A 25,221-nucleotide genomic window follows, 5' to 3' on the forward strand; every position below is an offset into this window, starting at 1 on the left:
TCAGGGCATCACTTCCAGCGTCGCGGCGTAGCTCAGGCGCCGTTCCTTGGCCTGCGGCAGCGAGGTCTTCTTGTCGGTGGTGCTGACATCGAGCCAGTACATGCCGGCTTCCGGCCAGGTCACGCTGAACTGGCCCTTGGCATCGGTCTTGACCTTCAGTTCGTCGAGCTTGTCGCGATAGCGCGTGTTGCCGAGCGTGACCGTGACCTCGAGGTCCTTGGCCGGCTGGCCGTCGAGCTGCAGCGTGAAGCCGGTCTTCTCGCCCTTCACCAGGTCGGTCGGGTTGGCCGTGACCAGTTCGAGGCCCTTGCCGCTCGGACGCAGCGCGCTGGGCTTGCCGACGGTGACGAAGGTCTCGTTGCGGCCCGCCGACTGCGTGACTTCGACCTCGGTCGCGTCGGCCGGGATCTGGCCGGCGATGTTCTCGGGCGTGCCGCGGGCGCGCTTGGTCTGGCCGGTCGCCTTGTCCTTCCAGCGTGCAAAGACGCCTTCGTTGATCAGGGCCAGGCGGTAGGTGCCGGGCTGCGTGAGGTTCAGGTCGAAGCCGGCGCGCAGCTTGCCCTTGAACATGTTCTCGGGCTTGAGCGCGCTGCCGTCGGGCGCGGTGACCGTCAGGCTGTCGAGGTTCAGCGGGTTGTGGTTGAAGAAGAACAGGTCGTTCGACACCGCGGCGTCGACCGTGATCCAGTCGGCCTTCGACAGCACGGTGCTCGACGGCATCAGCCACGCGTTGTGGGCCTGGACGGCCGCGGTGCCGGCGCAGAGGGCGATGCCGAGGGCGAGGGTGCGCAAGGAGAGCTTCATGATGGGTTCCCGGGAAGTTGGTGACGAAGTGGGATCAGGGCTTGAGTTCGAGCGAGACCTCGCCCAACTCGCTGCTGCCGGCGACCTGCGACTGCTCGGCCTTGGCCGGCGGCCACTGGAAGGGGATGCTCACGATCTCGCGGCCGCCGACCTCGCGCGCCGCCTCGACGTACAGCTTGTAGGCGCCGGGCGCCAGCTTGGGCAACTGCACCGAGCCTTCGGACACGGCGATCTGGTGCTTGCCGGCGGGCCGCGTGGCGCTGCTGACGCCGTCGACCGGCATCTGCAGTTCGCGGCCGGTGCGGCGCCACCACTGACGGATGTCCTTCAGCCACTTGGTGCCTTCGCCTTCGGCGTTGCCGCCCTTGTTCTTGACGTCGTACCAGACCGCCAGCGTGCCGGCCACCGACTGGTCGGGCCGCTCGATCCAGGCCGCCACGTAGGGGCGGTGGTACTCGGCCACGTTGAGGCGCGGCACTTCGACGTTGACCGTGAGCCCCGCAGCGAAGGCCGGCGCGCCGAAGAGTGCGGCGAGCGCGAGGGAATAGCGAACTTGCACGAAAAACCTCTTTCCTGGATCAGTGGATGAACAGCAGCGCGAGCAGCACCGGGATGACGAGGCCCATGCCGACCATCGGCCAGGTGAAGGGCCGGTTGCCGGCGTGCATCTTGAGAATGAAAAGCCCGGTGATCGAGAACACCAGCGTGGCGGCCGCGAAGACGTCGATGAACAAGCTCCAGGCCGCGCCGCTGTTGCGCCCCTTGTGCAGGTCGTTGAAGTAGGACAGCCAGCCGCGGTCGGTGCGCTCGTACTCGGCCTCGCCGTCGATCAGGCTCAGGCGCAGCCAGGCGTCGCCGCCCGGGCGCGGCAGCGAAAGGTAGATCTCGTCGTCCGACCATTCGGCGTCGCGGCCGGCGGTGTCGACCGCCCACTGCGCCTGGATCCAGGACTGCAGTTCGGCCGGCAGTTCGGCCTTGCCCTTGCGGGCCTTGGCGGCGGGGACTTCCTTCTGCAAGGCCGCGCGCAAGGTGTCGTCGACGGTGGCGGTCCGGCTCGTCACCTTTGGCCGGGCCTCGATGCTGGCCGCGTGGTTGAGCGTGAAGCCCGTGATGCCGAACAGCAGCAGCCCGATCAGGCAGAGCGCCGAGCTGACCCAGTGCCACTCGTGCAGGGTCTTGAGCCAGTAGGCGCGGCGGCGGTTGTCGGTGGTGGCGGCAGTCATCGGAGCGGGCGATTCTAGCCGCTCAGATGAGAATGAATTCTATTTGCAGGGTTCCGGGTGGCGCCCGACGAGGCATTTCGATACGGTGGAAGGGCCCGTCGAATCTGCGTTCATTGCTCCTCTTTCGATAGCAATGAAGTTTCGTAAAGTCGAAAAAAAGCGGGGCATGGCCCCGCGCGCCGGACGCCGTGCCGGCCTACTCGTTCTCGCCCATCTGCGACTGCAGGTAGTTCTGCAGGCCGACCTTGCCGACCAGGTCGATCTGGGTCTCGAGGAAATCGATGTGTTCCTCGGTGTCGTCCAGGATTTCCTGCAGCAGGTCGCGCGAGACATAGTCGCGCACGCTCTCGCAGTGGGCGATGCCGGCCTTGATGGTCGCTTGCGCGCCGGTCTCGGAGCGCAGGTCGCATTCGAGGATCTCGGGCACGTCTTCGCCGACCTGGAGCTTGGCCAGGTCCTGCAGGTTCGGCAGGCCGTCGAGCATGAAGATCCGGTCCATGATCCGGTCGGCGTGCTTCATCTCGCCGATCGACTCCTCGTATTCCTTCTTGGCCAGCTTGTCGAGGCCCCAGTGCTTGAGCATCCGGTAGTGCAGGAAATACTGGTTGATCGCGGTCAACTCGTTCTTGAGTTGCGCCTGCAGATGGTCGATGACTTGAGGGTCGCCCTTCATGATTTTTTCCTTGTTCTTAAAGAGGCGATTGTGCGAGCCCGCCCTGCGGCGGCGCAAGCAAACCCATGCGCATACGGTCTGCATGCGGGTGAGGGTGATAGGTGTTCGCATTCATAGGGGTGGGCAATGCATTTAATAGCTCCTGGCTATCTAAAAGCCAATATTGGTAGTTATACTAATGACTCGCACTCATCAGCCTCCAAGGAAACTCAATGTCCCTGATCAACACCGAAATCATCCCGTTCAAGGCCACCGCGTATCACAACGGCAAGTTCGTGCCCGTCAGCAACGACAACTTCAAGGGCAAGTGGTCCGTGGTCGTGTTCTACCCGGCCGACTTCACCTTCGTGTGCCCGACCGAACTGGGTGACTTGGCCGATCACTATGCCGAATTCCAGAAGCTCGGCGTCGAGGTGTATGGCGTGTCGACCGACACCCACTTCACCCACAAGGCCTGGCACGACACGTCCGAGACCATCGGCAAGGTGCAGTACCCGCTGATCGGCGACCCGAGCCAGCAGCTGGCCCGCGCCTTCCAGGTCCTGATCGAAGAAGGCGAAGACGCCGGCCTGGCCTACCGCGGCACCTTCGTGATCGACCCCGAAGGCAAGATCAAGACCATCGAAGTGCACGACAACGGCATCGGCCGTGACGCCGCCGAACTGCTGCGCCGCGTGAAGGCCGCCCAGTACGTCGCCGCTCACCCGGGCGAAGTCTGCCCCGCCAAGTGGACCGAAGGCGCCGAAACGCTCAAGCCTTCGTTCGACCTGGTCGGCAAGATCTAAGCCGCCTGGTTCGCGCCACAGCCCGGGCGCGTTCGCACCCGGGCTTTTTTGTTTCCATCGCATTTGAAAAGAAAGTCACCATGCTCGACGCCGGTACCAAATCGCAACTCAAAAGCTACCTCGACCGCATCACGCAGCCGATCGAGATCGTGGCTTCGCTCGATGACAGCAAGGCGTCGGGCGAGCTGCAGGCGCTGCTGAAGGACGTGGCCGAGTCGTCTGCGCTGGTGAAGGTCAGCGAGAGCCGGGACGACCAGCATCGCAAGCCATCCTTCTCCATCAACCGGCCCAGCGAAAACCACGGTCCGCGTTTCGCGGGCCTGCCGATGGGCCACGAATTCACGTCCCTGGTGCTGGCCCTGTTGCAGGTCGGCGGCTACCCGCCCAAGGTCGACGAGGCGGTGCTGAAACAAATCCGCGCGCTCGACGGCGACTTCGAGTTCGAGATCTACATCTCGCTGACCTGCCACAACTGCCCGGACGTGGTCCAGGCGCTGAACCTGATGGCGATCCAGAACCCGCGCATCAAGACCACGATGATCGACGGCTCGCTGTTCCAGGACGAGGTCAAGGAACGCCAGATCATGGCCGTGCCGACCGTCTTCCTGAACGGCACCGAATTCGGCCAGGGCCGCATGAGCCTGGAGGAGATCCTCGCCAAGATCGACACCAGCGGCGTCGAGCGCGAAGCGAAGAAGATCGCCGCCAAGGCGCCGTTCGACGTCCTGATCGTCGGCGGCGGCCCCGCGGGTGCCGCGGCCGCGGTGTACGCGGCGCGCAAGGGCATTCGCACCGGTGTCGCCTCGGAGCGCTTCGGCGGCCAGGTGCTCGACACCATGGGCATCGAGAACTTCATCTCGATCAAGGAGACCGAGGGGCCCAAGTTCGCCCTGGCGCTCGAGGAGCATGTGCGCGACTACGACGTCGACATCATGAACCTGCAGCGCGCCGCCGGTCTGGTGGCGGGCGACGGCTTCATCGAGATCCAGCTCGAGAGCGGGGCGTCGCTGAAGAGCCGTTCGGTCGTGATCTCGACCGGTGCGCGCTGGCGCAACATCAACGTGCCCGGCGAGCACGAGTACAAGAACAAGGGCGTGGCCTACTGCCCGCACTGCGACGGTCCGCTGTTCAAGGGCAAGCGGGTGGCGGTGATCGGCGGCGGCAACTCGGGCGTCGAGGCGGCGATCGACCTGGCCGGCATCGTCGGCCACGTGACCTTGATCGAGTACGACACGCAGCTGCGCGCCGACGCGGTGCTGCAGCGCAAGCTGCGCAGCCTCGCCAACGTCACGGTGCACCTGAACGCGCAGACCACCGAGATCACCGGCGACGGCCAGAAGGTCGACGGCCTGGTCTACAAGGACCGCGCGACCGGCCAGAGCCACCAGGTGCCGCTCGAAGGGGTGTTCGTGCAGATCGGCCTGGTACCCAACACCGACTGGCTCAAGGGCACGGTCGAGCTGTCGAAGCACGGCGAGATCGTGGTGGATGCCAAGGGCCAGACCTCGGTGCCCGGCGTGTTCGCCGCCGGCGACGCCACCACCGTGCCGTTCAAGCAGATCATCATCGCGGCCGGCGATGGCGCGAAGGCGGCGTTGAGCGCCTTCGACCACCTGATCCGCACCTCGGCCCCGGCGGAAGAAGCGGTCGCGGCCTGAGCGAGTGGTCGCCTCGCCAGCCCCCTTGCGGGGGCTGTCTGCGGCCCCATCGCCCCTCAAAAAAGAACGACATTCAGTTACTAATGAGAATTATTCTCATATAGTACGGGCCGGGCACTTAGCCCTCCACCCGCCAGCAAGATCGCGCCGCGCCTTTCGCGGCGTGCGGTCCAGCGAGCAGCTTCTCCAATCGCTGTCCCTGGACTTCACGTGTCACGCTCCACTGCCTTCTCGCATCGTCTTCGCATCCTCCCCTGGCTGATCGCTTCCGGCTTCGGCACCCTTTCGTCGGCCCAGGAGGCCGGCCCCGCCCGGGTGGCGGCACTCGGCGAGATCGTGGTGAGCGGCACCCGCTCCGAGCAGAACAAGGACGACATCCCGGCCACCGTCGAGGTGATCGACCGGGAGCAGATCGAGTTCGACCAGATCCACCACATCCGCGACGCGGTGCGCGACATCCCCAACGTGTCGGTCCGCCGGGCGCCTGCGCGCTTCGGCCTCGCGACCGGCAACACCGGGCGCGACGGCAATGCGGGCTTCAATATCCGCGGCCTGGACGGCAACCGCGTGCTGCTGATGACCGATGGCATCCGGATGCCGCGCAGCTACGTCTTCAGCGCCAATGCCTTCGGCCGCGACTACTTCGACCTCGGCCTGATCGAGCGCATCGAGATCATCAAGGGACCGGCCTCCGCGCTCTACGGGTCCGACGGGCTGGCCGGCCTCGTCAACTTCATCACCCGGCAGCCGGAGTCCTTCCTCGCCGACGGCAAGACCTTCGGCGGCAGCGCCAACGTCGGCTACAGCGGCGACGACAACGGCTGGCAGGGCGGCGTGACGCTGGCTGGCAAGGCCAGCGACACGGTGAGTTGGCTGATCTCCGCCAACGGCAGCCGTACGCACGAGCTGGAGAACATGGGCACCAACGACGCCCGCAACAGCGACCGCACGGCGCCCAATCCCGAGCAAGGCAACAGCCAGTCGCTGCTCGCCAAGCTGATCGTGAAGCCGAATGCCGACCTGACGCACAACCTCACGTTCGAGCATGTGGCCAGGTCGACCGGCTACGACCTGCTGTCGGGCATTTCGAAACCGCCCTACACCTCGACCTCGGTGACCGGCCTCGGCGCCTTGACCGACCTGCAGCGCGACCGCCTGACCTGGGACGGCCGGCTGCACGTCAACTCGGTGCTGGCCGACGACCTGCTCGGCTACCTGAGCTACCAGAAGTCGGATTCGCGCGAACAAGCCTGGGAGAAGCGTTACGCCGCCGCCGACCGCATGCGTGATGTCACCTACAGCGAGAACACCTGGCAGGCCGGCCTGCAGGCCGACAAGACGCTGCGCATGGCCGGCGACTGGTCGCAGCGCATCACCTTCGGCATCGACTACACCAACACCCAGGTCGAGAACCTGCAGACCGGGCTGGTGCCGCCGGCCGGAGAGGTCTATCCGCTCAAGCGCTTTCCCGACACGACGGAAAAGACCGCGGCCTTCTACATCCAGGACGAACTCATCCACGACCAGTGGAGCATCACGCCGGGCGTGCGCATCGACCATTTCGACATCGACGCCAAGCAGGCCGGCTTCGGGCCCACGGCGGTCTCGCTGTCCGATTCGGCGGTCTCGCCCAAGCTGGGCGTGCTGTACCGCGCGACGCCGCAATGGACGCTCTACGGCAACTACGCCTCGGGCTTCAAGGCCCCCAATGCCTTCCAGGTCAACAACTTCTTCGAGAACGTGATCTCCGGCTACCGGACGATTCCCAACCCGAACCTGAAGCCCGAGACCAGCGACAACTTCGAACTCGGCACCCGGGGCCGGGCCGGCATCCTGAACTTCGAAGCCGCCGTCTTCACGGGCAACTACCGGGACCTGATCGAGAACGATCGCCAGGTCGGCGGCGTGTTCGGCTCGCGCACCAATCCGGCGACCTTCCAGTCGGTCAACATCGGGCGCGCGCGCATCCATGGCTTCGAGCTCAAGGGCGAGTTCGACTGGACCAACAACGGCACCGGCTTCACCTTGCCGATCGCCTACGGCCAGGCGCGCGGCGAAGACCGCACCAGCCACGTGCCGCTCAACTCGGTCGATCCGCAGAAGCTGGCCGTCGGCCTGAAGTACCAGGCGCCGATGTGGAGCGTGCGCCTCGACGCGGTCCACCACGCGGCCAAGAAGCGCAGCGACGTCGATCCGGCCGAGGTCACGATCGGCGTCCAGTTCCTCACGCCGTCGGCCACCACGCTCGACCTCAATGCGCAGTGGCGTATCCGGCGCGACCTGCGGCTGAACGTCGCGGTCGTCAACCTCACCGACAAGAAGTACTGGATGTGGAGCGACGTGCGCGGCCTCGCGGCCACCTCGCCCGTGGTCGACGCCTACACGCAGCCCGGACGGCATTTCAACGTGTCGCTCGTGGCCGATTTCTGATCCACCTCTCGAAAGCAAGCACGCATGATGAAACCTGAACTCGTACGCGAACGATTCGCCACCCTGCGCGCCGAGGGCAAGCGCCACAAGGATGCCGCCGAAGCGCTCGGCATCAGCGAAGGCGAGGCCATCGCCGCCCACGCGGGCGACCATGAGCGCGGCCTGCGGGCGACGCCGCTGCGCGGGCCGTGGCTGGCGCTGCTGCAGTCGCTCGAGCGCTGCGGGCCGGTGCTGGCCTTGACGCGCAACACCTCGACGGTGCATGAAAAGACCGGCGTCTACCGCAACCTGTCCGGCGGCGCCCAGATGGGACTGGCACTCGGCGAGGAGATCGACCTGCGGCTTTTCTTCAAGCACTGGCATGCGGGCTTCTTCGTCAGCGAGGCGGCCGCCAACGCGGGCCAGCCGGCGGCGCTGAGCCTGCAGTTCTTCGACGCCAGCGGCATCGCCGTGCACAAGATCTTCGCCCGCGACGCGACCGATCGCGGCGCCTTCGAGGCGGTCGCTCAGGCTCATGCGGATGCGGCGCAGCAGGTCGCCTTCGCGCCCGCCGAAGCCAAGGCGCCGCCGCGGCCCGACGGCGAGATCGACCGCGCCGGGCTGGCCGAAGCCTGGAGCGGCATGACCGACACGCACCAGTTCTTCGGACTGCTGAACAAGTTCGAGGTCGAGCGCCAGCAGAGCTTCCGCCTGAGCGAAGGCGGCTTCACGAAGCGCGCGCAGCGCACGGCGGTGCGCGAGCTGCTCCTCGAAGCCTCCTTCGCGGGCACGCCGATCATGGTCTTCGTCGGCAGTCCGGGCTGCATCCAGATCCACAGCGGGCCGGTGGTGCGCATCGAGCCAATGGAGATGCGCGGCATGCAGTGGCTCAACGTGCTCGACCCGGGCTTCAACCTGCACCTGCGCGAAGACCTGATCGACAGCGTCTGGATCGTCGAGAAGCCCACCAGCGACGGGGTCGTGACCTCGGTCGAGGCCTTCGATGGGGAGGGCGGCCTGATGGCGATGTTCTTCGGCACCCGCAAGCCGGCGATGCCGAGCGCGAGGACTGGCGCGCGCTGGTGCGCAAGCTGCCGACGCTGGAGGTGAACCCATGACGCAGCCGATGCGAAATCGCCGCGAGGCGCTGCGCCTGGCCGGTGCGGGCGCCCTGGCGGCCTGGGCCGGTACGGCGCTGGCGCAGGCCCCGCGGGCGCCGCGCCTGGTGACCATCAGCGGCGCGATCACCGAGGTGGTCTATGCGCTGGGCGCCGAATCGCAACTGGTCGGCACCGACACCACCAGCCTCTACCCGGAGGCGGCCCGGCAGACGCCCAAGGTCGGCTACATGCGCCAGCTCTCCGCCGAAGGCCTCCTGTCGCTGAAGCCCGACGCGGTGATCGCCACCACCGAATCGGGGCCGCCGGTGGTGCTCGACCAGCTGCGCACGGCCGGCGTCCGGCTGGAACTGGTCGAGGCCGACCACAGCTGGTCCGAGGTGCAGCGCAAGGTCGCGGCCGTGGGCCGCGCTGCGGCGCGCGAACCGCAGGCGCGCGCGCTGATGGCGCGCCTCGATGCCGCATGGGCCGAACTGCAGCAGCGAGTGGCGGCAAGCCCCGGCCGCAAGCCGCGCGTCCTGTTCGTGCTGTCGCACAGTGCCAGTCCGCAGGTCTCGGGCGAGAAGACGGCCGCCAACGCGGTGATCGGCTTCGCCGGCGGCGTCAACTGCCTCTCGGGTTTCCAGGGCTACCGGCCGATGACCGCCGAGGCGATGGCCAGCGCCGCGCCCGACGTCATCTTGACCACCACGCAGAGCATCGAGGCCCATGGCGGCGCCGAGAAGTTCTGGCAGCGGCCCGAGCTGGCGCTGACGCCGGCCTACAAGCGCCGGGCCCTGGTGACCCAGGACGCCTTGCTGCTGCTGGGCTTCGGCCCGCGCCTGCCCGCCGCCGTCGGCGAACTGCACCAGAGCCTGCGCGCGGCATGAGCGGACGGCTGACGATGCGCGCCACGCTGGCGGGCGGGTTCGCGCTGCTGCTGCTGAGCCTGGTCGTCGGCGCCGCCTCGGGCGCCTACGCGATCAGCGGCTCGCAGCTGATGGGCGTGTTCGCCTCGATCTGGCAGGGCGGGGCCGATCCGTCGCCCGAGTACCTGGTGTTCGTCAACATCCGGCTGCCCCGGCTGGTGCTCGGCGTCGCCGCCGGCGCCGGGCTGGGCATGGCCGGCACGCTGATGCAGGGCCTGTTCCGCAATCCGCTGGCCGACCCGGGCCTGATCGGCATCAGCAGCGGCGCCGCGCTGGCCGCCGGCGTGACGATCGTGCTCGGCGCCTGGCTGATGCCGGTGCTGCCGCGCAGCCTGGGCAGCTGGACGCTGGTCAGCATGGCCTTCGGTGGCGGCTTCCTGGTCACGCTGCTGATCTACGGCCTGTCGCGCAGCGAAGGCAGCACGCGCATGGCGCTCATGCTGCTGGCCGGCATTGCGATCAATGCGCTGGCGGGGGCGGGACTCGGCTTCCTCAGCGTGATGGCCAGCGACGAGCAGTTGCGCAGCCTGCAGTTCTGGCTGCTGGGCAGCCTGGGCGGCGCGCGCTGGAGCGCCGTGGGGCTGGTCGCCGCGATCGTGCTGGTCGCGCTCGGCGCTGGACTGACGCTGGCGGCGCCGCTGAACGCGATCGCGCTCGGCGAGGCGCAGGCCACGCTGCTCGGCGTCGACGTCGAGCGCGTCAAGCGGCGCGCCATCCTGGTGACCGCCTTCGCGGTCGGCGCGGTGACGGCCACCACCGGCATCATCGGCTTCGTCGGCCTGATCGCGCCGCACTGGGTGCGGCTGGTGGCCGGGCCCGACCACCGGGTGGTGCTGCCGGGCTCGGCGCTGCTCGGCGCGGTGCTGGTGCTGGAGGCCGACACCGTGGCGCGCACCGTGATGGCGCCGACCGAGCTGCCGCTGGGCGTGCTGACCGCCTTCATCGGGGTGCCGATGTTCCTGCTGATGCTGCGGCATTTCAGGGGGCGCCTGTGACGCTGGCCTGCACCGACATCGACCTGCGGCTCGGCGGCAAGACCTTGCTGGCCGGCGCCGACATCACGCTGCACCCGGGCCGGGTGACCGCCATCCTGGGACCCAACGGCGCGGGCAAGTCCACGCTGCTGTCGGTGCTGGGCGGCCAGCGCCGGCCGGACCGGGGCGAAGTGCTGCTCGAGCGCCAGCCGCTGGCCGACCACAGGCCGGCCGCGCTGGCGCTGCGGCGCGCGCTCATGCCGCAGGAAAGCGCCGTCGCCTTCGACTTCAGCGCACAGGACATCGTCGCGTTGGGACGCTTCCCCCACCGCCGCACGCCGAGCCGGGACGAAGACGCGATCATCGACGGCGCGATGGCGCTGACCGACGTGTCGGCGCTGGCGCAGCGCGTGCTCAACACGCTCTCGGGCGGCGAGAAGTCGCGGGTGCAGATGGCGCGGGCCCTGGCCCAGCTGTGGGAGCCGCGGCCCGACGGCCGGGCCCGCTGGCTGCTGCTGGACGAGCCGACCGCTGCCCTCGACCTGTCGCACCAGCATGCCGCGATGCGCCTGCTGCGCGGCTGGGCGGGGCAGGGCGTGGGCATCGTCGCCGTGCTGCACGACCTCAACCTGGCGCGCCGCTATGCCGACGAGGTGGTGGTGCTGGTGGGCGGCGGTGGCGTGCAGCAGGGGCCGGCGGCGCAGGTGCTGCAGCCGGCGCTGATCGAGCGCGTCTGGGGCATGCCCTGCCAGCCGGTGGCGGCTGCCGACGGCACCGTCCAATACTTGTTCGGCTAGTACGTCAGTCGCTCTGGACGAAGTTCCTGCAGGATCGTGGTCGCGATCTCCTCGATCGACTTGGTGGTGGTCGACAGCCAGCGGATGCCGGCCCGCCGCATCATCGCCTCGGCCTCGCTGACCTCGTGGCGGCAGCTTTCGAGGCTCGCGTAGCGGGAGTTCGGCCGCCGCTCGTTGCGGATCTCGCTCAGCCGCTCGGGCTGGATGGTGAGCCCGAAGATCTTCTTGCGGTGCGGCATCAGCGCCGGCGGCAGCTGGCGGCGCTCGAAATCCTCGGGGATCAGCGGGTAGTTGGCGGCTTTCAGGCCATGCTGCATGGCCAGGTAGAGCGAGGTCGGCGTCTTGCCGCTGCGGCTGACGCCGACCAGGATCACGTCGGCGCCCTCGAGGTCGCGGTTGCTCTGGCCGTCGTCGTGCGCCAGGCTGAAATCGATGGCCTGGATGCGGGCGTCGTATTCCTTGCTCTTGCTGACGTCGCTGAAGCGCCCGATCCGGTGGTTGGACTTCATGGCGAGCTCGATCTCGAGCGGGCGCACGAAGGTGCCGAACATGTCGAGCAGCATGCCCTTGCAGCCGGTCTCGATGACTTCGAGCACCTCCATGTTGGCCAGCGTCGTGAAGACGATCGGCCGGACGCCCTCGATTTCGGCCGTGTGGTTGATCTTGCGAACCGCCTGGTGCGCCTTGTCGACCGTGTCGGTGAAGGGCAGCCGCACATGGCGCGGCTTCATCTCGAACTGGGCCAGAACGGCATTGCCGAAGGTTTCGGCCGTGATGCCGGTGCCGTCGGAAACGAAGAAGACTGTGCGCGTGTGCATGGATTGGCGACCTTGTCCTGCGGCACGCCGAACCCCGCCGCGCCTACAATTCGCCCCATTATCGGGAAAGCCGAGCACTTTTCCCCTTCGAATTCCAGCATGCACCCCCCGCCGATGCCCAGAGCAAGAAGAACGATCGCGTCGTGCCGCCTGCATGCAGCCACAGTTTCAACTTCTGGAGCTTTCCCATGTCTGACCTCTTCGAAGCGACCGCCCTGGTCGTCCCGTTCGAAAACCTGAGAATGACCGACGTCGAGTCGGTCGGCGGCAAGAACGCCAGTCTCGGCGAGATGATTTCCCAGCTGCCGCAGGGCGTCCGGGTGCCCACCGGCTTCGCTACCACGGCCCATGCCTTCCGCCAGTTCCTGGCCCACGACGGCCTGGCCGACAAGATCAGCGCCAAGCTGGCCGCGCTCGACACCGAGGACGTGCGCGCCCTGGCCACCGTGGGCGGCGAGATCCGCGCCATGGTCGAGGCCCAGCCTTTCCCCGCCGACCTGCAGAAGGCGATCGCGGACGCCTTCGCCACCCTGTCGGCGGGCAATCCCCAGGCCAGCTTCGCGGTGCGCTCGTCGGCCACGGCCGAAGACCTGCCCGACGCCTCCTTCGCCGGCCAGCAGGAGACCTTCCTCAACGTGGTCGGCATCGAGGACGTGCTGCACAAGATGAAGGAGGTGTTCGCCTCCCTCTACAACGACCGCGCGATCAGCTACCGGGTCCACAAGGGCTTCGCCCACGACGTGGTGGCGCTGTCGGCGGGTGTGCAGCGCATGGTCCGCAGCGACCTCGGCGCCGCCGGCGTGATGTTCACGATCGACACCGAATCCGGCTTCGAGGACGTGGTGTTCATCACCTCGAGCTACGGCCTCGGCGAGACGGTGGTGCAGGGCGCCGTGAACCCCGACGAGTTCTACGTCCACAAGCCGACCCTGCGCGCCGGCAAGCGGGCCGTGATCCGCCGCAACCTGGGCTCCAAGCTGATCCAGATGGAGTTCGCGACCGCGGCCGAAAAGGCCGCCAGCGGCAAGCTGGTGAAGACCACCGACGTGCCGACCGAGCAGCGCAACCGCTATTCGCTGACCGACGCCGACGTCGAGCAGCTGGCGAAGTACGCGCTGGTGATCGAGGAGCACTACGGCCGTCCGATGGACATCGAATGGGGCAAGGACGGCACCGACGGCCAGCTCTACATCCTGCAGGCCCGCCCTGAAACCGTTAAGAGCCAGCAGCAGGGCAAGGCCGAGCAGCGCTACAAGCTGCTGGGCCGGGGCGCGGTGCTGGCCGAAGGCCGTGCGATCGGCCAGAAGATCGGCACCGGACCGGTGCGCCTGGTCCACAGCATCAGCGAGATGGACAAGGTCCAGGCCGGCGACGTGCTGGTCACCGACATGACCGACCCGAACTGGGAGCCGGTGATGAAGCGGGCCGCCGCGATCGTCACCAACCGCGGCGGGCGCACCTGCCACGCGGCGATCATCGCCCGCGAGCTCGGCATCCCGGCGGTGGTCGGCTGCGGCGACGCCACCGACCTGCTCAAGGAAGGCACCCTGGTGACCGTGAGCTGCGCCGAAGGCGACACCGGCTTCATCTACGACGGCCTGCTCGAAACCGAGGTGACCGAAGTCCAGCGCGGCGAGATGCCGCCGATCGACCTCAAGGTCATGATGAACGTCGGCAATCCGCAGCTGGCCTTCGACTTCGCCCAGCTGCCGAACCACGGCGTCGGCCTGGCGCGGCTCGAGTTCATCATCAACAACAACATCGGCGTCCACCCGAAGGCGATCCTCGACTACCCGAACGTCGATGCCGACCTCAAGAAGGCGGTCGAGTCGGTGGCCCGCGGCCATGCCTCGCCGCGCGCCTTCTACGTCGACAAGGTGGCCGAGGGCATCGCCACCATCGGCGCCGCCTTCTGGCCCAAGCCGGTGATCGTGCGGCTGTCGGACTTCAAGTCGAACGAATACCGCAAGCTGATCGGCGGCAGCCGCTACGAGCCCGAGGAAGAGAACCCGATGCTGGGCTTCCGCGGCGCGGCGCGCTACCTGAGCGGCGAGTTCGGCGAGGCCTTCGCGATGGAATGCGAGGCGCTCAAGCGCGTGCGCAACGAGATGGGCCTGACCAACGTGCAGATCATGGTGCCCTTCGTGCGCACCCTGGGCCAGGCTCAGCGCGTGACCGAACTGCTGGGCGAGCACGGCCTGAAGCGCGGCGAGAACGAGCTCAAGCTGATCATGATGTGCGAGGTGCCGAGCAATGCCATCCTGCCGGAAGAGTTCCTCAAGTTCTTCGACGGCTTCTCGATCGGCTCCAACGACCTGACCCAGCTCACGCTGGGCCTGGACCGTGATTCCGGCCTCGAACTGCTGGCGGCGGACTTCGACGAGCGCGACCCGGCCGTCAAGGCCTTGCTGGAGAAGGTCATCAAGGCCTGCAAGGCCCAGGGCAAGTACGTCGGCATCTGCGGCCAGGGCCCCAGCGACCATCCGGACTTCGCGCTCTGGCTGGCCGAACAGGGGATCGAGTCGATTTCGCTGAACCCCGACAGCGTGATCGAGACCTGGCAGCAGCTCGCCAAGCGCTGACCGTGGAAGGGCGGCGGGGGCAGTGCTGTCACCGCCGCGCAACGACTTCGGTCAGGTTGCGGTTGTAATCCCCGTGTCAGCTTGGTGTATTTGCAACCAAATGCATCTTTGATGTCAAACTCATGGCCATGTTGCATCGGGTCCGCTTCGCGGACCTGCATGCTCCCTGGCCCTGGCGTCGAGGAACCCCATGATTCTTGTCAAGACTGAAGCCGGTCAGCGCGTCCTGAAGGATCGTTCGATCGCGCTGACCCCCCGCCAGCGCACGGCGTTCATCCTCTGCGACGGCAAGCAAAGCGTCGGCGACGTGCTCGAGGCCGGGATGGGCGTGAGCCGCGAGGAAATCGACCAGATGATCGCGCAGGGCCTGCTGGCGCTCGTCGGCGAGGCCGGCGCTGCCGCCGCTGCCGTGCCCGCGGCGGCGTCCGCGCCTGCACCCGTGCCCGCGGCGGCGCCCACGCCTGCGCCTGCCCCCGTGGCCGCTGCGCCGGCCGACGGCCGCTCCGACCAGCAGCGCTACAAGGACGCCTATCCGATCGCGACCCAGCTCACGGGCAGCCTGGGCTTGCGCGGCTTCAGGCTCAACCTGTCGGTCGAGGGAACCGCGAACTACGAGCAGCTGCTGGAATTGTTCCCGAAGATCCAGGCGGCAGTGGGTCCTGACAAGGCCGCGGCGCTCGAGCGGGCACTGCGCGGCGCCTGAGTGCTATAATTTACGGCTTTGCCTTGCCACACCACGTCTGACGCCGCGGGTGGCTCAACCCCTTTCCTCGAACCACATCGGGGGAAATCCACAAGGAGTGCCAATGCGTCACTATGAAATCATTTTGCTGATCCACCCGGATCAGAGCGAGCAGGTTCCGGCCATGCTGGAGCGCTACAAGGGCCTGATCACGGCTGGCGGCGGCAAGATCCACCGCGTCGAAGACTGGGGCCGCCGCCAGCTGGCCTACCAGATCAACAAGCTGAACAAGGCGCACTACCTGTGCGTGAACATCGAAGCCGAGCAGACCGTCATGGCCGAACTCGAGCACGCGTTCAAGTTCAACGACGCCGTCCTGCGCCACCTCACCGTGGTCAAGAAGAAGGCCGACACCGGTCCTTCGTCGATGATGAAGACGGTCGAGCGCGAAGAGGCCCGCAAGGCCCAGCAGGCCGAATACGCCGCCAACAACAACTGATGGCGTGAGCGTTGCCGCGGTCAATCAGCTGCTGCTGACTGCCTGCGTCGCCGAACTCGGAGCCTTGCGATACACGCCTGCCGGACTGCCCGCCATCGACCTGCGACTCGAACACGAGTCGACAGTGACCGAAGCGGCCCAGCCCCGACAGGTCAAGGCGGCCATCAAGGCCGTCGCCTTCGGCGCAGTGGCCGAACGGCTCGCAAGGCAGGAACTGGGCAGTCTCTGGCGATTCCAGGGCTTCCTCGCGACACCGGGTACGGCCAAGCATCCTGTTCTGCACGTTCAAGATTTCAACTAATTTTCTAGAGGTCCAACAATGGCCACGTTCAAGAAATTCAACAAGGACAAGCGTCCGAAGCGCAACACCCAGTCGCTGCTGTTCAAGCGCAAGCGCTTCTGCCGCTTCACCGTCGCCGGCGTCGAAGAGATCGACTACAAGGACATCGACACCCTGCGCGACTTCATCAGCGAAAACGGCAAGATCATCCCCGCCCGCCTGACCGGCACGCGCGCGATCTACCAGCGCCAGCTCAACACCGCGATCAAGCGTGCCCGCTTCCTCGCGATGGTGCCGTACAGCGACCAACACCGCGTCTAAGGAGCGACACACCATGCAAGTCATTCTTCTGGACAAAGTCGTCAACCTCGGCGTCCTCGGCGAAATCGTCAAGGTCAAGGACGGCTACGCCCGCAACTTCCTGATCCCCTCGGGCCGCGCGCGCCGCGCCACCGAAGCCAACAAGGCCGAATTCGAAGCCAAGCGCGTCGAGCTCGAAAAGGCTGCGGCCGCCAAGCTGGCCGAATCGCAAGCCCAGGGCGAAAAGCTCGGCGGCACCGCCATCAAGCTGACGCAGAAGGCCGGCGTCGACGGCCGCCTGTTCGGCTCGGTCACCAACGCGGACGTCGCCGAAGAGCTGAACAAGCAAGGCTACAAGGTCGCGAAGGCTCAAGTGCGCATGCCCAACGGCCCGATCAAGGTCGTCGGCGACAGCACCGTCAGCGTCGCGCTGCACACCGACGTGGTGGTCGACATCACGGTCACGGTCTACGGCGAGAGCGCCTAAGACGCCCCACGCGCTTCGTGCGCGTGAAAGAGCCGCCTTCGGGCGGCTTTTCTTTTTCCGGGCGCCCGGGTTGTCCCGCACGCTGCACCGGAAGATCACCGCTTATTCACAGCCTTGTCCACGTGACGCCGCGCCTCGCCCGGCTTAGCATGCATGGTTGCAAGGAATTTCATGTCCGCACTCTTTTCCTACGCCGACAACGACCCGTCGTCCGACCGCCAGATCGCGCAGCTGCGCATTCCGCCGCATTCGATCGAGGCCGAATCGAGCGTGCTGGGCGGCCTGCTGCTCGACAACGGCGCCTGGGACCGGATGGGCGACGTGGTGGTCGACGGCGACTTCTACCGCCACGAGCACAAGCTGATCTACGCCGCCATCGGCACGCTGATCAACGCCAGCAAGCCGGCCGACGTGATCACGGTCTACGAGCAACTGCAGAACCTCGGCAAGGCCGACGAGATCGGCGGCCTGGCCTACCTCAACTCGCTGGCGCAGTACGTGCCGAGCGCGAGCAACATCCGGCGCTATGCCGAGATCGTGCGCGAGCGCTCGATCCTGCGCAAGCTGGTGAGTGCGAGCGACGAGATCGCCACCAACGCCTTCAACACGCAGGGCAAGGCGGTCGACAAGATCCTCGACGAAGCCGAGCAGAAGATCTTCAACATCGGCGAGGAAGGCTCGCGCATGAAGCAGGGCTTCCAGGGCATGGATTCCCTGGTGGTCGAACTGCTCGACCGCGTGACCGAGATGGCCGAGAACCCGAACGACATCACGGGCGTGCGCACCGGCTTCTACGAGTTCGACAAGATGACCTCGGGCCTGCAGCCGGGCGACATGATCGTGCTGGCGGCGCGGCCCTCGATGGGCAAGACCTCGCTGGCCATCAACATCGCAGAGCACGTGGCGCTCAACGAGGGCCTGCCGGTGGCGGTGTTCTCGATGGAAATGGGCGCCTCGCAGCTGGCGGTGCGTATCGTCGGCTCGATCGGCCGCATCGACCAGGGCCACCTGCGCACCGGCAAGCTGACCGACGAGGAATGGCCGCGGCTGACCGAGGCCATCGAGAAGCTGCGCAATGTCTCGCTGCACATCGACGAGACGCCCGGCCTCACCACGAGCGAGCTGCGTGCCAACGCGCGGCGGCTGGCGCGCCAGTACGGCAAGCTCGGGCTGATCGTGGTCGACTACCTGCAGCTCATGAGCGTCTCGAGCAGCATGAACGACGAAAACCGCGCCACGGCGGTGGGCGAAATCTCGCGTGGGCTGAAGATGCTGGCCAAGGAACTCAAGTGCCCGGTGATCGCGCTGTCGCAGTTGAGCCGCGGCGTCGAGAGCCGCACCGACAAGCGCCCGATGATGAGCGACCTGCGCGAATCCGGGGCGATCGAGCAGGATGCCGACATCATCATGTTCATCTACCGCGACGACTACTACGACAAGAACAGCAAGGAGCCGGGCGTCGCCGAGGTGATCATCAGCAAGCACCGCAACGGCCCGACCGGCACCGTCAAGCTGGCCTTCCTGAAGCCGCTCACCAAGTTCGAGAACCTGGCCGGGGGCGGCAACGATTTCTAGCGCGCTTCGCCGGCGTTGTCCGCGTCGGCCTTGAGCCGGCGCAGCATGTCGGCCAGGGTCTTGCCCGGCTCGTCCCTGAAGCGCTCCGGCAGCACCTCGATGCGGTCGATGCGGTCGATCCGAAATCCGCGGAAGTCGTCGCGCAGCTCGCACCAGGCCGAGAAGGTCCAGACCTTGCCCCAGTAGAAGCAGCCCAGCGGACGCACCGTGCGCAGGCTGGGGGCGCCGGCGACGTCGCGGTAGTCCATGCGCAGCTTGTGGCGCGACTGCACCGCCTCGCGCAAGGTCTGCAGTCGATCGCGCGTGCCGGCGTCGAGCACGTAGGCCGGCGCATAGAGCGCCAGGCTCTCGGCCGACACCCGTGCCGCCGGCGGCAGCACCGACAGGATCTTGCCGAGCGCCGATTCGATGTCGCGGGCCATCGCGGCGTCGACCCAGCTCTGTGCCAGGCGCGCCGACGCGACCAGTGCCGCCGCTTCGTCCTGCGTGAACATCAGCGGCGGCAGGTCGAAGCCGGAGCCGAGCCGGTAGCCGACGCCGGCTTCGCCTTCGATCGGCACGCCCTGGCTTTGCAGGTCGGCGACATCGCGGTAGACGGTGCGCTCCGAGACCTCGAGCCGTTGCGCCAGGAAGGCGGCCGTGGTGAGCCGGCGCCCGCGGATGAGCTGGACGATGTGGAACAGGCGGTCGGCGCGGCGCATGCAGGGGGTCAGCTTCCGATGGTCTTGGTTTCGTAGTCTTCGACGAAATAGCGCCTGCCTCGCTGGACCACGGCGTGGCCTTCGGCTTCGAGGCGGCGCATGAGTTCATCGAGGCCTCCGGGGTATTTGAGGTTGAGTTCGCCGTCGACCTTCAGGGTGCGCCAGTAGGGCGTGATGTCGGCGCGGCCGGCCTGCCGGTCTTCTGCCGCCGCCTGCGCAGCCATGCTGGCGAAGATCGCGGTGGTCACGGTGCAGCCGATGGTGGCGCCGTGTTCGCGCGCCAGTTGCTCGCCGATGCCGAAGACGGTCACGAGACGGCCCTCCGGCACCCGCCGCATCGCCTCCTCGACCTCGCGCGGGGAGGGCGTCACGATGGTCCCCGGTCCGTGACGGCGCTGCATGGCGGGCGGGATGGGCTTCACTTCGGGCAGCCGCGGGTAGCCTGCGAGTTTTTCTCGCCAGCTCTTCTTGCCGTGCCGACCGCCGGTGGTGCTGCTCATGTCAGTCCGTCAGGATTCCGATGTGGATGGCGACCTGGTCGGGGCCGCTGTAGGCCTCGAAGTCGCTCTTGTAGCGACGCTGGATCTCGGGGTGCGCATCGAAATAGTGCCAGATCGCCTGCCACACCGCGAGCACCATCTGCGGCATCTCGCCGTGGCCCTGAAAGACCAGGTAGTCGCCGCCCTCGATCCGCACGCTCGCGGGGCCGTCCGCCACGGCGACGCCGGTCGTGATGTCGAAGGCCCCGTGGGCATCGGTCTCGTAGTCCGAGTAGACGCCGAAGAGCCGCATGTCGTCGACGCGGTGCGGCGTCTTCTCGTAGACCCGCTCGCCGAAGAAGCGGTCCCACAGTGTGCCGATGCGGGCGGCCTGCGGATCGCTCTCGTCGCGGTTGGTGGTGCGTGCGGTGAGCCCCGCGACGCGGAAGGGTTCGAGGCGTTGACGTTGGGGTTGGGATTGGGATTGCATGGTTTTCTCCATCATCGGTTCCAAGGGCCGAGGCCTTGCAGCTCGGCCCGCATGGCGGCCGCGATCAGTCCGAAATCGTGGTCGTTGACCTCGAACAGGCCGGCCCAGGGTGGTGGTCGGCGCGTCACAAGCGGCATGGTCGCCGGCGCGGATGCGCTGGAGCGACGCCCGCTAGCCATGGCCGACCTGCATGAAGCCGCCCGCGGGATCGTCGCGGCCGCGACGCGCATGTTCCGCGCTGGCGACGGCGATCCAGTTCCTGTGCCTGCGGGCGGCGGTCATGGCGTCAGGCCAGGGCGTGCAGGCCGACTTCGTTGCCCTCGGTGTCGCGCAGCACCGCGAACGAGCCCATGTCGCCCGGCAACGCCGTCTTCGGCGTCACGATCTGTCCGCCCGCCGGCGCCACGCGCGACAGCGCGGCGTCGATGCTCGGCATGCAGTCGAGATAGATCCGCACGCCGCTGCCCGCGGCGGCAGCGCGCGGGGCGCCGGCCACCAGGCAGCCGCCGGTGGCCGGCTCCTCGTAGGCAAAGATCGCCATCGCGGCGCCGCCCATGTCCTCGCGCTTGAGCGCGCGGCCGAGCACCTTCTCGTAGAAGGACTGGGCTCGGTCCAGGTCGGCGACGGGGATTTCGAACCAGTTGATGGTGGTGGTCATGGTGGCTTCCTCAGGGGGTGAAAGAAGCCTCCATGCTGCGCGCCGCCTGCTGACAACGTAGTGTCAGCAGGCTTCAGCAGCGGCGAAAAGCGGCCGAGCTACAGAACTTCGCTGGCGAAGTCGGCGAGGCGCGAGCGCTCGCCGCGCGCCAGCGTGATGTGCCCGCTGTGCGGCCAGCCCTTGAACTTGTCGACCGCGAAGGTGAGGCCGGACGAGCCTTCGGTGAGGTAGGGCGTGTCGATCTGCGCCAGGTTGCCCATGCAGATGATCTTGGTGCCCGGGCCGGCGCGCGTGACCAGCGTCTTCATCTGCTTGGGCGTGAGGTTCTGCGCCTCGTCGATGATCACGTACTTGTTCAGGAACGTACGCCCGCGCATGAAGTTCATGCTCTTGATCTTGATCCGGCTGCGGATCAGCTCGTTGGTGGCCGCCCGGCCCCACTCGCCGGCGCCGCCGCCGTCGCCCTTGGCCAGGAACTCGAGGTTGTCGTCGAGCGCGCCCATCCAGGGGCCCATCTTCTCTTCCTCGGTGCCGGGCAGGAAGCCGATGTCCTCGCCCACGCTGACGGTCGCGCGGGTCATGATGATCTCGGTGTAGCGGCGGTCGTCGAGCACCTGCGTCAGGCCCGAGGCCAGCGCCATCAGGGTCTTGCCGGTGCCGGCGGTGCCGGTCAGGGTGACGAAGTCGACGTCGGGGTCCATCAGCAGGTTCATCGCGAAGTTCTGCTCGCGGTTGCGGGTGTTCACGCCCCAGACGGCGTTCTTCACCGAGCCGTAGTCCTTGAGCGTCTTGAGCACCGCGGTCTTGTCGCGGATCTCGGTCACGCGCGCATACATGCTGGGCTCGCCGGGCGCCTCGAAGTACACGAACTGGTTGATGTAGAGGTTCGGCACGATCGGGCCGCTGATGCGGTAGAAGGTGCTGCTGCCGCTCTGCCAGCTCTCGACCGTCTTGCTCTGGCGGGTCCAGAAGTCGGCCGGCAGGGCCAGCGAGCCGGCGTAGAGCAGGTCCCCGTCTTCGAGCGTCTTGTCGTTCTGGTAATCGTCGGCGGCCAGCCCGAGCGCGCGTGCCTTGACGCGCATGTTGATGTCCTTCGACACCAGCACCACTTCCTGCTTCGGCCGGCCGGGCGCGTCATCGGCGTAGAGGTCGCGCAGCGCCTGCACCACGCCCAGGATCTGGTTGTCGGCCTTGCCCTGCGGCAGGCTGGTCGGCAGCGTGTAGTCGAGCGGCGCGGTCTGGAAGAACAGCTTGCCGCCGGCCTCGCGGTGGCCGGTGGTGTCGAGTTTCAGGCCCTTGCCGATGTCGGCACCCTGGGCGCCGGCGAGGGCGTCGAGCGTGCGGCTGGTCTGGCGGCCGTTGCGCGCGACTTCGGTGGTGCCCTTCTTGTGGCCGTCGAGTTCCTCCAGCACGATCATCGGCAGGAAGATGTCGTGCTCCTCGAAGCGGAACAGGCACATCGGATCGTGCAGCAGCACGTTGGTGTCGAGCACGAAGAGCTTGGCCGGGCCGTTGGATTTGCTGCGCTTGGGGCGCGGCGCCGGCTGCGGTGCCGGGGCGGGCACCCGGGCGCGGGTCTCCACCTGCACGGCCGGCTCCGGTGCCGGACGCGGCGGCGCCTTGGCCCGGGGCAGCGGCGGCGGCTCGATCGCGGCGCCGGCCTCGGCCGCGTGGCGGTCGAACAATTCGAGCGGCTGGGGCCCGTTCGCGTCGCTTTGCTCAGTCCTGCGGTCGGCCGAGCGGCGGCCGTTGCGTCCGTGCGAGGACCGGGCGGGCGCGTCGTGGGCGTCCGGCGACAGCAGTGCGGCGCGTTTCGTGGGGGCGGGAGGCAAGGGCATGGAGGGTGTCGCTCGCAAAAGTAAAGGGGCCAGAAAGCGAAAAAGCCGCCTGAAGACCAGGGCGGCTTTTTTCGGTGGATGCGGTCGTGGAGCTCAACGGCATGAAGCCATTATGCACATCGCACGTGACGCAACCGGTGATCGTTGCGCTTCGCCAACGCGAGCGCGCAAAACCACACGAATTCGGGTTTCAGGCGGATTTCTTGAGCGCCTTGACTGCCTTCAGGACGTCGTCGACGTGGCCCGGGACCTTGAGGCCCCGCCATTCGGCCTTCAGGATGCCGTCGGCGCCGATCAGGAAGGTGCTGCGCTCGATGCCCTTGACCTTCTTGCCGTACATGATCTTGTTCTTGACCACACCGAACATGTGGCACATCTTCTCTTCGGTATCGGCGATCAGCTCGAAGGGGAGCTCGAGCTTCGCCTTGAATTCGTCGTGCGACTTCATGTTGTCGCGCGAGACGCCGAACACGGTGGCGCCGGCTTTCTCGAAATCCTTGTAGCGATCGCGGAATTGCATCGCCTCGGTCGTGCAACCCGGGGTATTGTCCTTGGGGTAGAAGTACATGACCAGCACATGGCCGAGGTGAGAGGTGTTCGAGACCTTCAGGCCGCCTGTCGCATTGGCGTCGAATTCGGGAATGGGTTTGTTGACAACGATCGCCATGAAACTTGTTTTCTCCGTTTGATTCCATGTCCGACCCAGTCGGGATCATGGAGGATTGGTCGTTGCTAACTGAGGGCTGGCCGCCGGTTCGCAACCCGCGATTTTACCCCGAAATGACTCCAATTGCCCTCAAGGTCTCTCGATAAGGAGCGCCGCGAGCACATGGCGGCCCTCGCTGGCGAGGATGTTGTAGGTCCGGCAGGCCGCGGGGGTGTCCATGGTCTCGACGCCGGTGCGCTGCGCCATCAGGGGTTGCAGCCAAGCCGGCTGCGGGAAGCGGATGCGGCTGCCGCTGCCGAAGATGACCAGTTCGGCGCCCAGCGAGGCCAGCTGGGCGAAATGCTCGGCACCGAGCTGGCCGAAGTCGCTGGCGTCCCATTCGAAGCGCTCCCCGCGGGAGCCGACCACGACGCTGGATTCCACCCGTTCGTTGTTGATGGCGACCCAGCCCGGGCCGTGCGCAGTGAGGGTCTGGACGTCGGATTTGTCAGGCTGGAGCTTCATCGGGGAGGGGGTTGAAATGTGGTCAAATTATAGGTTTTCCCCTGCGCAGACCCCCTTGGAGGGACTTTGAAACCGCTCAAGAAATCGGCCAAGCTGGCCAACGTGCTCTACGACATCCGCGGCCCGATCATGGACGCCGCGAAGCAGATGGAGGAAGAGGGCCAGAAGATCATCAAGCTCAACATCGGCAATCTCGCCGTGTTCGGCTTCGATGCGCCCGAGGAGGTGCAGCAGGACATGATCCGCAACCTGCCGGCCTCGGCCGGCTACTCGGACAGCAAGGGCATCTTCGCGGCGCGCAAGGCGGTGATGCACGAGACCCAGAAGCAGGGCATCGCGGGCGTCACGCTCGACGACATCTACCTCGGCAACGGCGCCAGCGAGCTGATCGCGATGGCCACCAACGCGCTGCTCAACGACGGCGACGAGCTGCTGCTGCCGGCGCCCGACTACCCGCTGTGGACCGCGGTGGCCAGCCTCTCGGGCGGGCGCCCGGTGCATTACGTGTGCGACGAGGACAACGGCTGGATGCCGAGCCTCGACGACATCCGCGCCAAGATCACGCCGCGCACCCGGGGCATCGTGGTGATCAACCCCAACAATCCCACGGGCGCGCTCTACTCGGACGAGCTGCTCAAGGGCATCGTCGCGATCGCCCGCGAGCACGGCCTGGTGATCTTCGCCGACGAGGTCTATGACAAGGTCCTGTACGACGGCGTCAGGCACACGGCGATCGCCAGCCTGTCGAAGGACGTCCTGACGCTGACCTTCAACTCGCTGTCCAAGAGCTACCGCTCCTGCGGCTACCGCGCCGGCTGGCTGGTGGTGTCGGGCGACAAGAAGATGGCGCGCGACTACATCGAGGGCCTCAACATGCTCTCGAACATGCGGCTGTGCGCCAACGTGCCGGGCCAGTGGGCGATCCAGACCGCGCTCGGCGGCTACCAGAGCATCAACGACCTGGTCGCCCCGGGCGGCCGCCTGCGCCGCCAGCGCGACCTGGCCTACGACCTGATCACCGCGATCCCGGGCGTGAGCTGCGTCAAGCCCAGCGCGGCGCTCTACATGTTTCCCAAGCTCGACCCGAAGGTTTATCCGATCGAGGACGACCGGCAGTTCTTCCTCGACCTGCTGAAGGAGACCAAGGTGATGCTGGTGCAGGGCACGGGCTTCAACTGGGCCACGCCCGATCATTTCCGGATCGTGTTCCTGCCGCACGAAGAGGATCTGCGCGAGGCGGTCAACCGCATCGCCGGCTTCCTCGAACGCTATCGAAACCGGGCCGCGGCCTGAGTTCCTCCCCATTGCTCCA

27 protein-coding genes and 1 pseudogene are annotated in these 25,221 nt (G+C 67.0%); 15 read left to right on the plus strand and 13 right to left on the minus strand.

Annotation, left to right across the window (positions count from 1 at the left end):
- From QTI33_RS17530 to bfr, 4 genes are all read right to left on the minus strand, one after another.
- Entirely contained in the window at positions 1-804 is an 804-nt protein-coding gene (locus QTI33_RS17530) for a DUF4198 domain-containing protein (RefSeq protein WP_286507435.1), read from the minus strand.
- Positions 805-838: 34 nt separating this feature from the next.
- On the minus strand, positions 839-1,363 hold the full coding sequence (locus tag QTI33_RS17535; protein WP_286507437.1) for a DUF2271 domain-containing protein: 525 nt from the start codon (positions 1,361-1,363) through the stop codon (positions 839-841).
- Positions 1,364-1,382: 19 nt separating this feature from the next.
- Entirely contained in the window at positions 1,383-2,027 is a 645-nt protein-coding gene (locus QTI33_RS17540) for a PepSY-associated TM helix domain-containing protein (protein ID WP_286507440.1), read from the minus strand.
- Positions 2,028-2,223: 196 nt separating this feature from the next.
- Positions 2,224-2,700 carry a bacterioferritin gene (bfr, locus tag QTI33_RS17545; RefSeq protein WP_286507441.1) on the minus strand — a complete coding sequence of 159 codons (477 nt, stop codon included), beginning with the start codon at positions 2,698-2,700 and terminating at the stop codon, positions 2,224-2,226.
- 212 nt (positions 2,701-2,912) lie between these two features.
- Between bfr and ahpC the strand changes: the two genes are divergently transcribed.
- The 7 genes and pseudogenes from ahpC (at position 2,913) to QTI33_RS17580 (ending at position 11,349) form a co-directional block, all read left to right on the plus strand.
- Positions 2,913-3,485, plus strand: a complete 573-nt coding sequence (gene ahpC / locus QTI33_RS17550; protein WP_286507442.1) for an alkyl hydroperoxide reductase subunit C — start codon at positions 2,913-2,915, stop codon at positions 3,483-3,485.
- A gap of 80 nt (positions 3,486-3,565) precedes the next feature.
- Positions 3,566-5,143, plus strand: coding sequence for an alkyl hydroperoxide reductase subunit F (ahpF, locus tag QTI33_RS17555; protein WP_286507443.1), 1,578 nt, complete (start codon positions 3,566-3,568; stop codon positions 5,141-5,143).
- A 210-nt stretch (positions 5,144-5,353) separates the two neighbouring features.
- Positions 5,354-7,573, plus strand: coding sequence for a TonB-dependent hemoglobin/transferrin/lactoferrin family receptor (locus QTI33_RS17560; protein WP_286507444.1), 2,220 nt, complete (start codon positions 5,354-5,356; stop codon positions 7,571-7,573).
- Between the two features lie 27 nt (positions 7,574-7,600).
- Positions 7,601-8,670 (plus strand): annotated as a pseudogene (locus QTI33_RS17565) (hemin-degrading factor).
- Positions 8,667-9,539 carry a heme/hemin ABC transporter substrate-binding protein gene (locus QTI33_RS17570; protein WP_286507446.1) on the plus strand — a complete coding sequence of 291 codons (873 nt, stop codon included), beginning with the start codon at positions 8,667-8,669 and terminating at the stop codon, positions 9,537-9,539. The pseudogene QTI33_RS17565 and the gene QTI33_RS17570 overlap by 4 nt, the downstream one beginning before the upstream one ends.
- Positions 9,536-10,573, plus strand: a complete 1,038-nt coding sequence (locus QTI33_RS17575) for a FecCD family ABC transporter permease (RefSeq protein ID WP_286507447.1) — start codon at positions 9,536-9,538, stop codon at positions 10,571-10,573. Before QTI33_RS17570 ends, QTI33_RS17575 begins: the two co-directional genes overlap by 4 nt.
- Positions 10,570-11,349, plus strand: a complete 780-nt coding sequence (locus QTI33_RS17580) for a heme ABC transporter ATP-binding protein (RefSeq protein WP_286507449.1) — start codon at positions 10,570-10,572, stop codon at positions 11,347-11,349. The genes QTI33_RS17575 and QTI33_RS17580 overlap by 4 nt, the downstream gene beginning before the upstream one ends.
- Here the strand turns inward: QTI33_RS17580 and ppsR are convergent.
- Positions 11,346-12,167 carry a posphoenolpyruvate synthetase regulatory kinase/phosphorylase PpsR gene (ppsR, locus tag QTI33_RS17585; RefSeq protein WP_286507450.1) on the minus strand — a complete coding sequence of 274 codons (822 nt, stop codon included), beginning with the start codon at positions 12,165-12,167 and terminating at the stop codon, positions 11,346-11,348. The genes QTI33_RS17580 and ppsR overlap by 4 nt on opposite strands.
- A gap of 188 nt (positions 12,168-12,355) precedes the next feature.
- Here ppsR and ppsA point away from each other — a divergent pair, with 188 nt between their 5' ends.
- The 7 genes from ppsA (at position 12,356) to dnaB (ending at position 18,572) form a co-directional block, all read left to right on the plus strand.
- On the plus strand, positions 12,356-14,749 hold the full coding sequence (gene ppsA / locus QTI33_RS17590) for a phosphoenolpyruvate synthase (protein ID WP_286507451.1): 2,394 nt from the start codon (positions 12,356-12,358) through the stop codon (positions 14,747-14,749).
- A gap of 190 nt (positions 14,750-14,939) precedes the next feature.
- Positions 14,940-15,452, plus strand: a complete 513-nt coding sequence (locus QTI33_RS17595) for a hypothetical protein (RefSeq protein WP_286507453.1) — start codon at positions 14,940-14,942, stop codon at positions 15,450-15,452.
- Positions 15,453-15,555: 103 nt separating this feature from the next.
- The gene (rpsF, locus tag QTI33_RS17600) at positions 15,556-15,930 is read left to right on the plus strand and encodes a 30S ribosomal protein S6 (protein ID WP_286507454.1); all 375 of its coding nucleotides are present in this window, start codon (positions 15,556-15,558) and stop codon (positions 15,928-15,930) included.
- 4 nt (positions 15,931-15,934) lie between these two features.
- Entirely contained in the window at positions 15,935-16,231 is a 297-nt protein-coding gene (gene priB, locus QTI33_RS17605; RefSeq protein ID WP_286507455.1) for a primosomal replication protein N, read from the plus strand.
- Positions 16,232-16,249: 18 nt separating this feature from the next.
- Positions 16,250-16,531, plus strand: coding sequence for a 30S ribosomal protein S18 (gene rpsR, locus QTI33_RS17610; protein WP_007830781.1), 282 nt, complete (start codon positions 16,250-16,252; stop codon positions 16,529-16,531).
- A 13-nt stretch (positions 16,532-16,544) separates the two neighbouring features.
- A complete protein-coding gene (gene rplI / locus QTI33_RS17615) occupies positions 16,545-16,997 on the plus strand; it encodes a 50S ribosomal protein L9 (RefSeq protein ID WP_286507456.1) in 453 nt (150 codons plus the stop codon).
- A 171-nt stretch (positions 16,998-17,168) separates the two neighbouring features.
- Positions 17,169-18,572, plus strand: coding sequence for a replicative DNA helicase (gene dnaB / locus QTI33_RS17620; RefSeq protein WP_286507457.1), 1,404 nt, complete (start codon positions 17,169-17,171; stop codon positions 18,570-18,572).
- Here the strand turns inward: dnaB and QTI33_RS17625 are convergent.
- The 8 genes from QTI33_RS17625 to QTI33_RS17660 form a co-directional block, all read right to left on the minus strand.
- Positions 18,569-19,273 (minus strand): helix-turn-helix transcriptional regulator, encoded by a 705-nt coding sequence (locus QTI33_RS17625; protein WP_286507458.1) that lies wholly within the window; start codon positions 19,271-19,273, stop codon positions 18,569-18,571. The genes dnaB and QTI33_RS17625 overlap by 4 nt on opposite strands.
- An 8-nt stretch (positions 19,274-19,281) precedes the next feature.
- A complete protein-coding gene (locus QTI33_RS17630; RefSeq protein WP_286507460.1) occupies positions 19,282-19,773 on the minus strand; it encodes an MGMT family protein in 492 nt (163 codons plus the stop codon).
- A 1-nt stretch (position 19,774) separates the two neighbouring features.
- On the minus strand, positions 19,775-20,242 hold the full coding sequence (locus QTI33_RS17635; protein ID WP_286507461.1) for a GyrI-like domain-containing protein: 468 nt from the start codon (positions 20,240-20,242) through the stop codon (positions 19,775-19,777).
- 11 nt (positions 20,243-20,253) lie between these two features.
- Entirely contained in the window at positions 20,254-20,379 is a 126-nt protein-coding gene (locus QTI33_RS17640; RefSeq protein WP_286507462.1) for a hypothetical protein, read from the minus strand.
- 149 nt (positions 20,380-20,528) lie between these two features.
- A complete protein-coding gene (locus QTI33_RS17645) occupies positions 20,529-20,900 on the minus strand; it encodes a VOC family protein (protein ID WP_286507463.1) in 372 nt (123 codons plus the stop codon).
- Positions 20,901-20,998: 98 nt separating this feature from the next.
- Positions 20,999-22,738: a PhoH family protein gene (locus QTI33_RS17650; RefSeq protein WP_286507464.1), complete on the minus strand. Its 1,740-nt coding sequence runs from the start codon at positions 22,736-22,738 to the stop codon at positions 20,999-21,001.
- A 190-nt stretch (positions 22,739-22,928) separates the two neighbouring features.
- Complete coding sequence (locus tag QTI33_RS17655; protein WP_286507466.1) at positions 22,929-23,405, minus strand: peroxiredoxin; 477 nt, start codon at positions 23,403-23,405, stop codon at positions 22,929-22,931.
- Between the two features lie 129 nt (positions 23,406-23,534).
- Complete coding sequence (locus tag QTI33_RS17660) at positions 23,535-23,909, minus strand: Mth938-like domain-containing protein (protein ID WP_286507467.1); 375 nt, start codon at positions 23,907-23,909, stop codon at positions 23,535-23,537.
- Positions 23,910-23,975: 66 nt separating this feature from the next.
- Here QTI33_RS17660 and QTI33_RS17665 point away from each other — a divergent pair, with 66 nt between their 5' ends.
- On the plus strand, positions 23,976-25,202 hold the full coding sequence (locus tag QTI33_RS17665; protein ID WP_286507468.1) for a pyridoxal phosphate-dependent aminotransferase: 1,227 nt from the start codon (positions 23,976-23,978) through the stop codon (positions 25,200-25,202).
- Positions 25,203-25,221: the final 19 nt, after the last annotated feature.

The sequence above is a fragment of the Variovorax davisae genome (assembly GCF_030316845.1).
GTDB classification, from domain to species: domain Bacteria; phylum Pseudomonadota; class Gammaproteobacteria; order Burkholderiales; family Burkholderiaceae_C; genus Variovorax; species Variovorax davisae.

Bases quoted from the DNA above. Each gene is read 5' to 3' on its own strand.
- rplI (WP_286507456.1), top strand. From the start codon at position 16,545: ATGCAAGTCATTCTTCTGGACAAAGTCGTCAACCTCGGCGTCCTCGGC.
- QTI33_RS17630 (WP_286507460.1), bottom strand. From the start codon at position 19,773: ATGAGCAGCACCACCGGCGGTCGGCACGGCAAGAAGAGCTGGCGAGAA.
- QTI33_RS17655 (WP_286507466.1), bottom strand. From the start codon at position 23,405: ATGGCGATCGTTGTCAACAAACCCATTCCCGAATTCGACGCCAATGCG.
- ppsR (WP_286507450.1), bottom strand. From the start codon at position 12,167: ATGCACACGCGCACAGTCTTCTTCGTTTCCGACGGCACCGGCATCACG.
- QTI33_RS17660 (WP_286507467.1), bottom strand. From the start codon at position 23,909: ATGAAGCTCCAGCCTGACAAATCCGACGTCCAGACCCTCACTGCGCAC.
- ahpC (WP_286507442.1), top strand. From the start codon at position 2,913: ATGTCCCTGATCAACACCGAAATCATCCCGTTCAAGGCCACCGCGTAT.
- QTI33_RS17595 (WP_286507453.1), top strand. From the start codon at position 14,940: ATGATTCTTGTCAAGACTGAAGCCGGTCAGCGCGTCCTGAAGGATCGT.
- QTI33_RS17575 (WP_286507447.1), top strand. From the start codon at position 9,536: ATGAGCGGACGGCTGACGATGCGCGCCACGCTGGCGGGCGGGTTCGCG.
- QTI33_RS17530 (WP_286507435.1), bottom strand. From the start codon at position 804: ATGAAGCTCTCCTTGCGCACCCTCGCCCTCGGCATCGCCCTCTGCGCC.
- QTI33_RS17650 (WP_286507464.1), bottom strand. From the start codon at position 22,738: ATGCCCTTGCCTCCCGCCCCCACGAAACGCGCCGCACTGCTGTCGCCG.
- QTI33_RS17540 (WP_286507440.1), bottom strand. From the start codon at position 2,027: ATGACTGCCGCCACCACCGACAACCGCCGCCGCGCCTACTGGCTCAAG.
- bfr (WP_286507441.1), bottom strand. From the start codon at position 2,700: ATGAAGGGCGACCCTCAAGTCATCGACCATCTGCAGGCGCAACTCAAG.
- ahpF (WP_286507443.1), top strand. From the start codon at position 3,566: ATGCTCGACGCCGGTACCAAATCGCAACTCAAAAGCTACCTCGACCGC.
- QTI33_RS17625 (WP_286507458.1), bottom strand. From the start codon at position 19,273: ATGCGCCGCGCCGACCGCCTGTTCCACATCGTCCAGCTCATCCGCGGG.
- QTI33_RS17645 (WP_286507463.1), bottom strand. From the start codon at position 20,900: ATGACCACCACCATCAACTGGTTCGAAATCCCCGTCGCCGACCTGGAC.
- QTI33_RS17640 (WP_286507462.1), bottom strand. From the start codon at position 20,379: ATGCCGCTTGTGACGCGCCGACCACCACCCTGGGCCGGCCTGTTCGAG.
- QTI33_RS17635 (WP_286507461.1), bottom strand. From the start codon at position 20,242: ATGCAATCCCAATCCCAACCCCAACGTCAACGCCTCGAACCCTTCCGC.
- QTI33_RS17570 (WP_286507446.1), top strand. From the start codon at position 8,667: ATGACGCAGCCGATGCGAAATCGCCGCGAGGCGCTGCGCCTGGCCGGT.
- dnaB (WP_286507457.1), top strand. From the start codon at position 17,169: ATGTCCGCACTCTTTTCCTACGCCGACAACGACCCGTCGTCCGACCGC.
- rpsF (WP_286507454.1), top strand. From the start codon at position 15,556: ATGCGTCACTATGAAATCATTTTGCTGATCCACCCGGATCAGAGCGAG.
- rpsR (WP_007830781.1), top strand. From the start codon at position 16,250: ATGGCCACGTTCAAGAAATTCAACAAGGACAAGCGTCCGAAGCGCAAC.
- ppsA (WP_286507451.1), top strand. From the start codon at position 12,356: ATGTCTGACCTCTTCGAAGCGACCGCCCTGGTCGTCCCGTTCGAAAAC.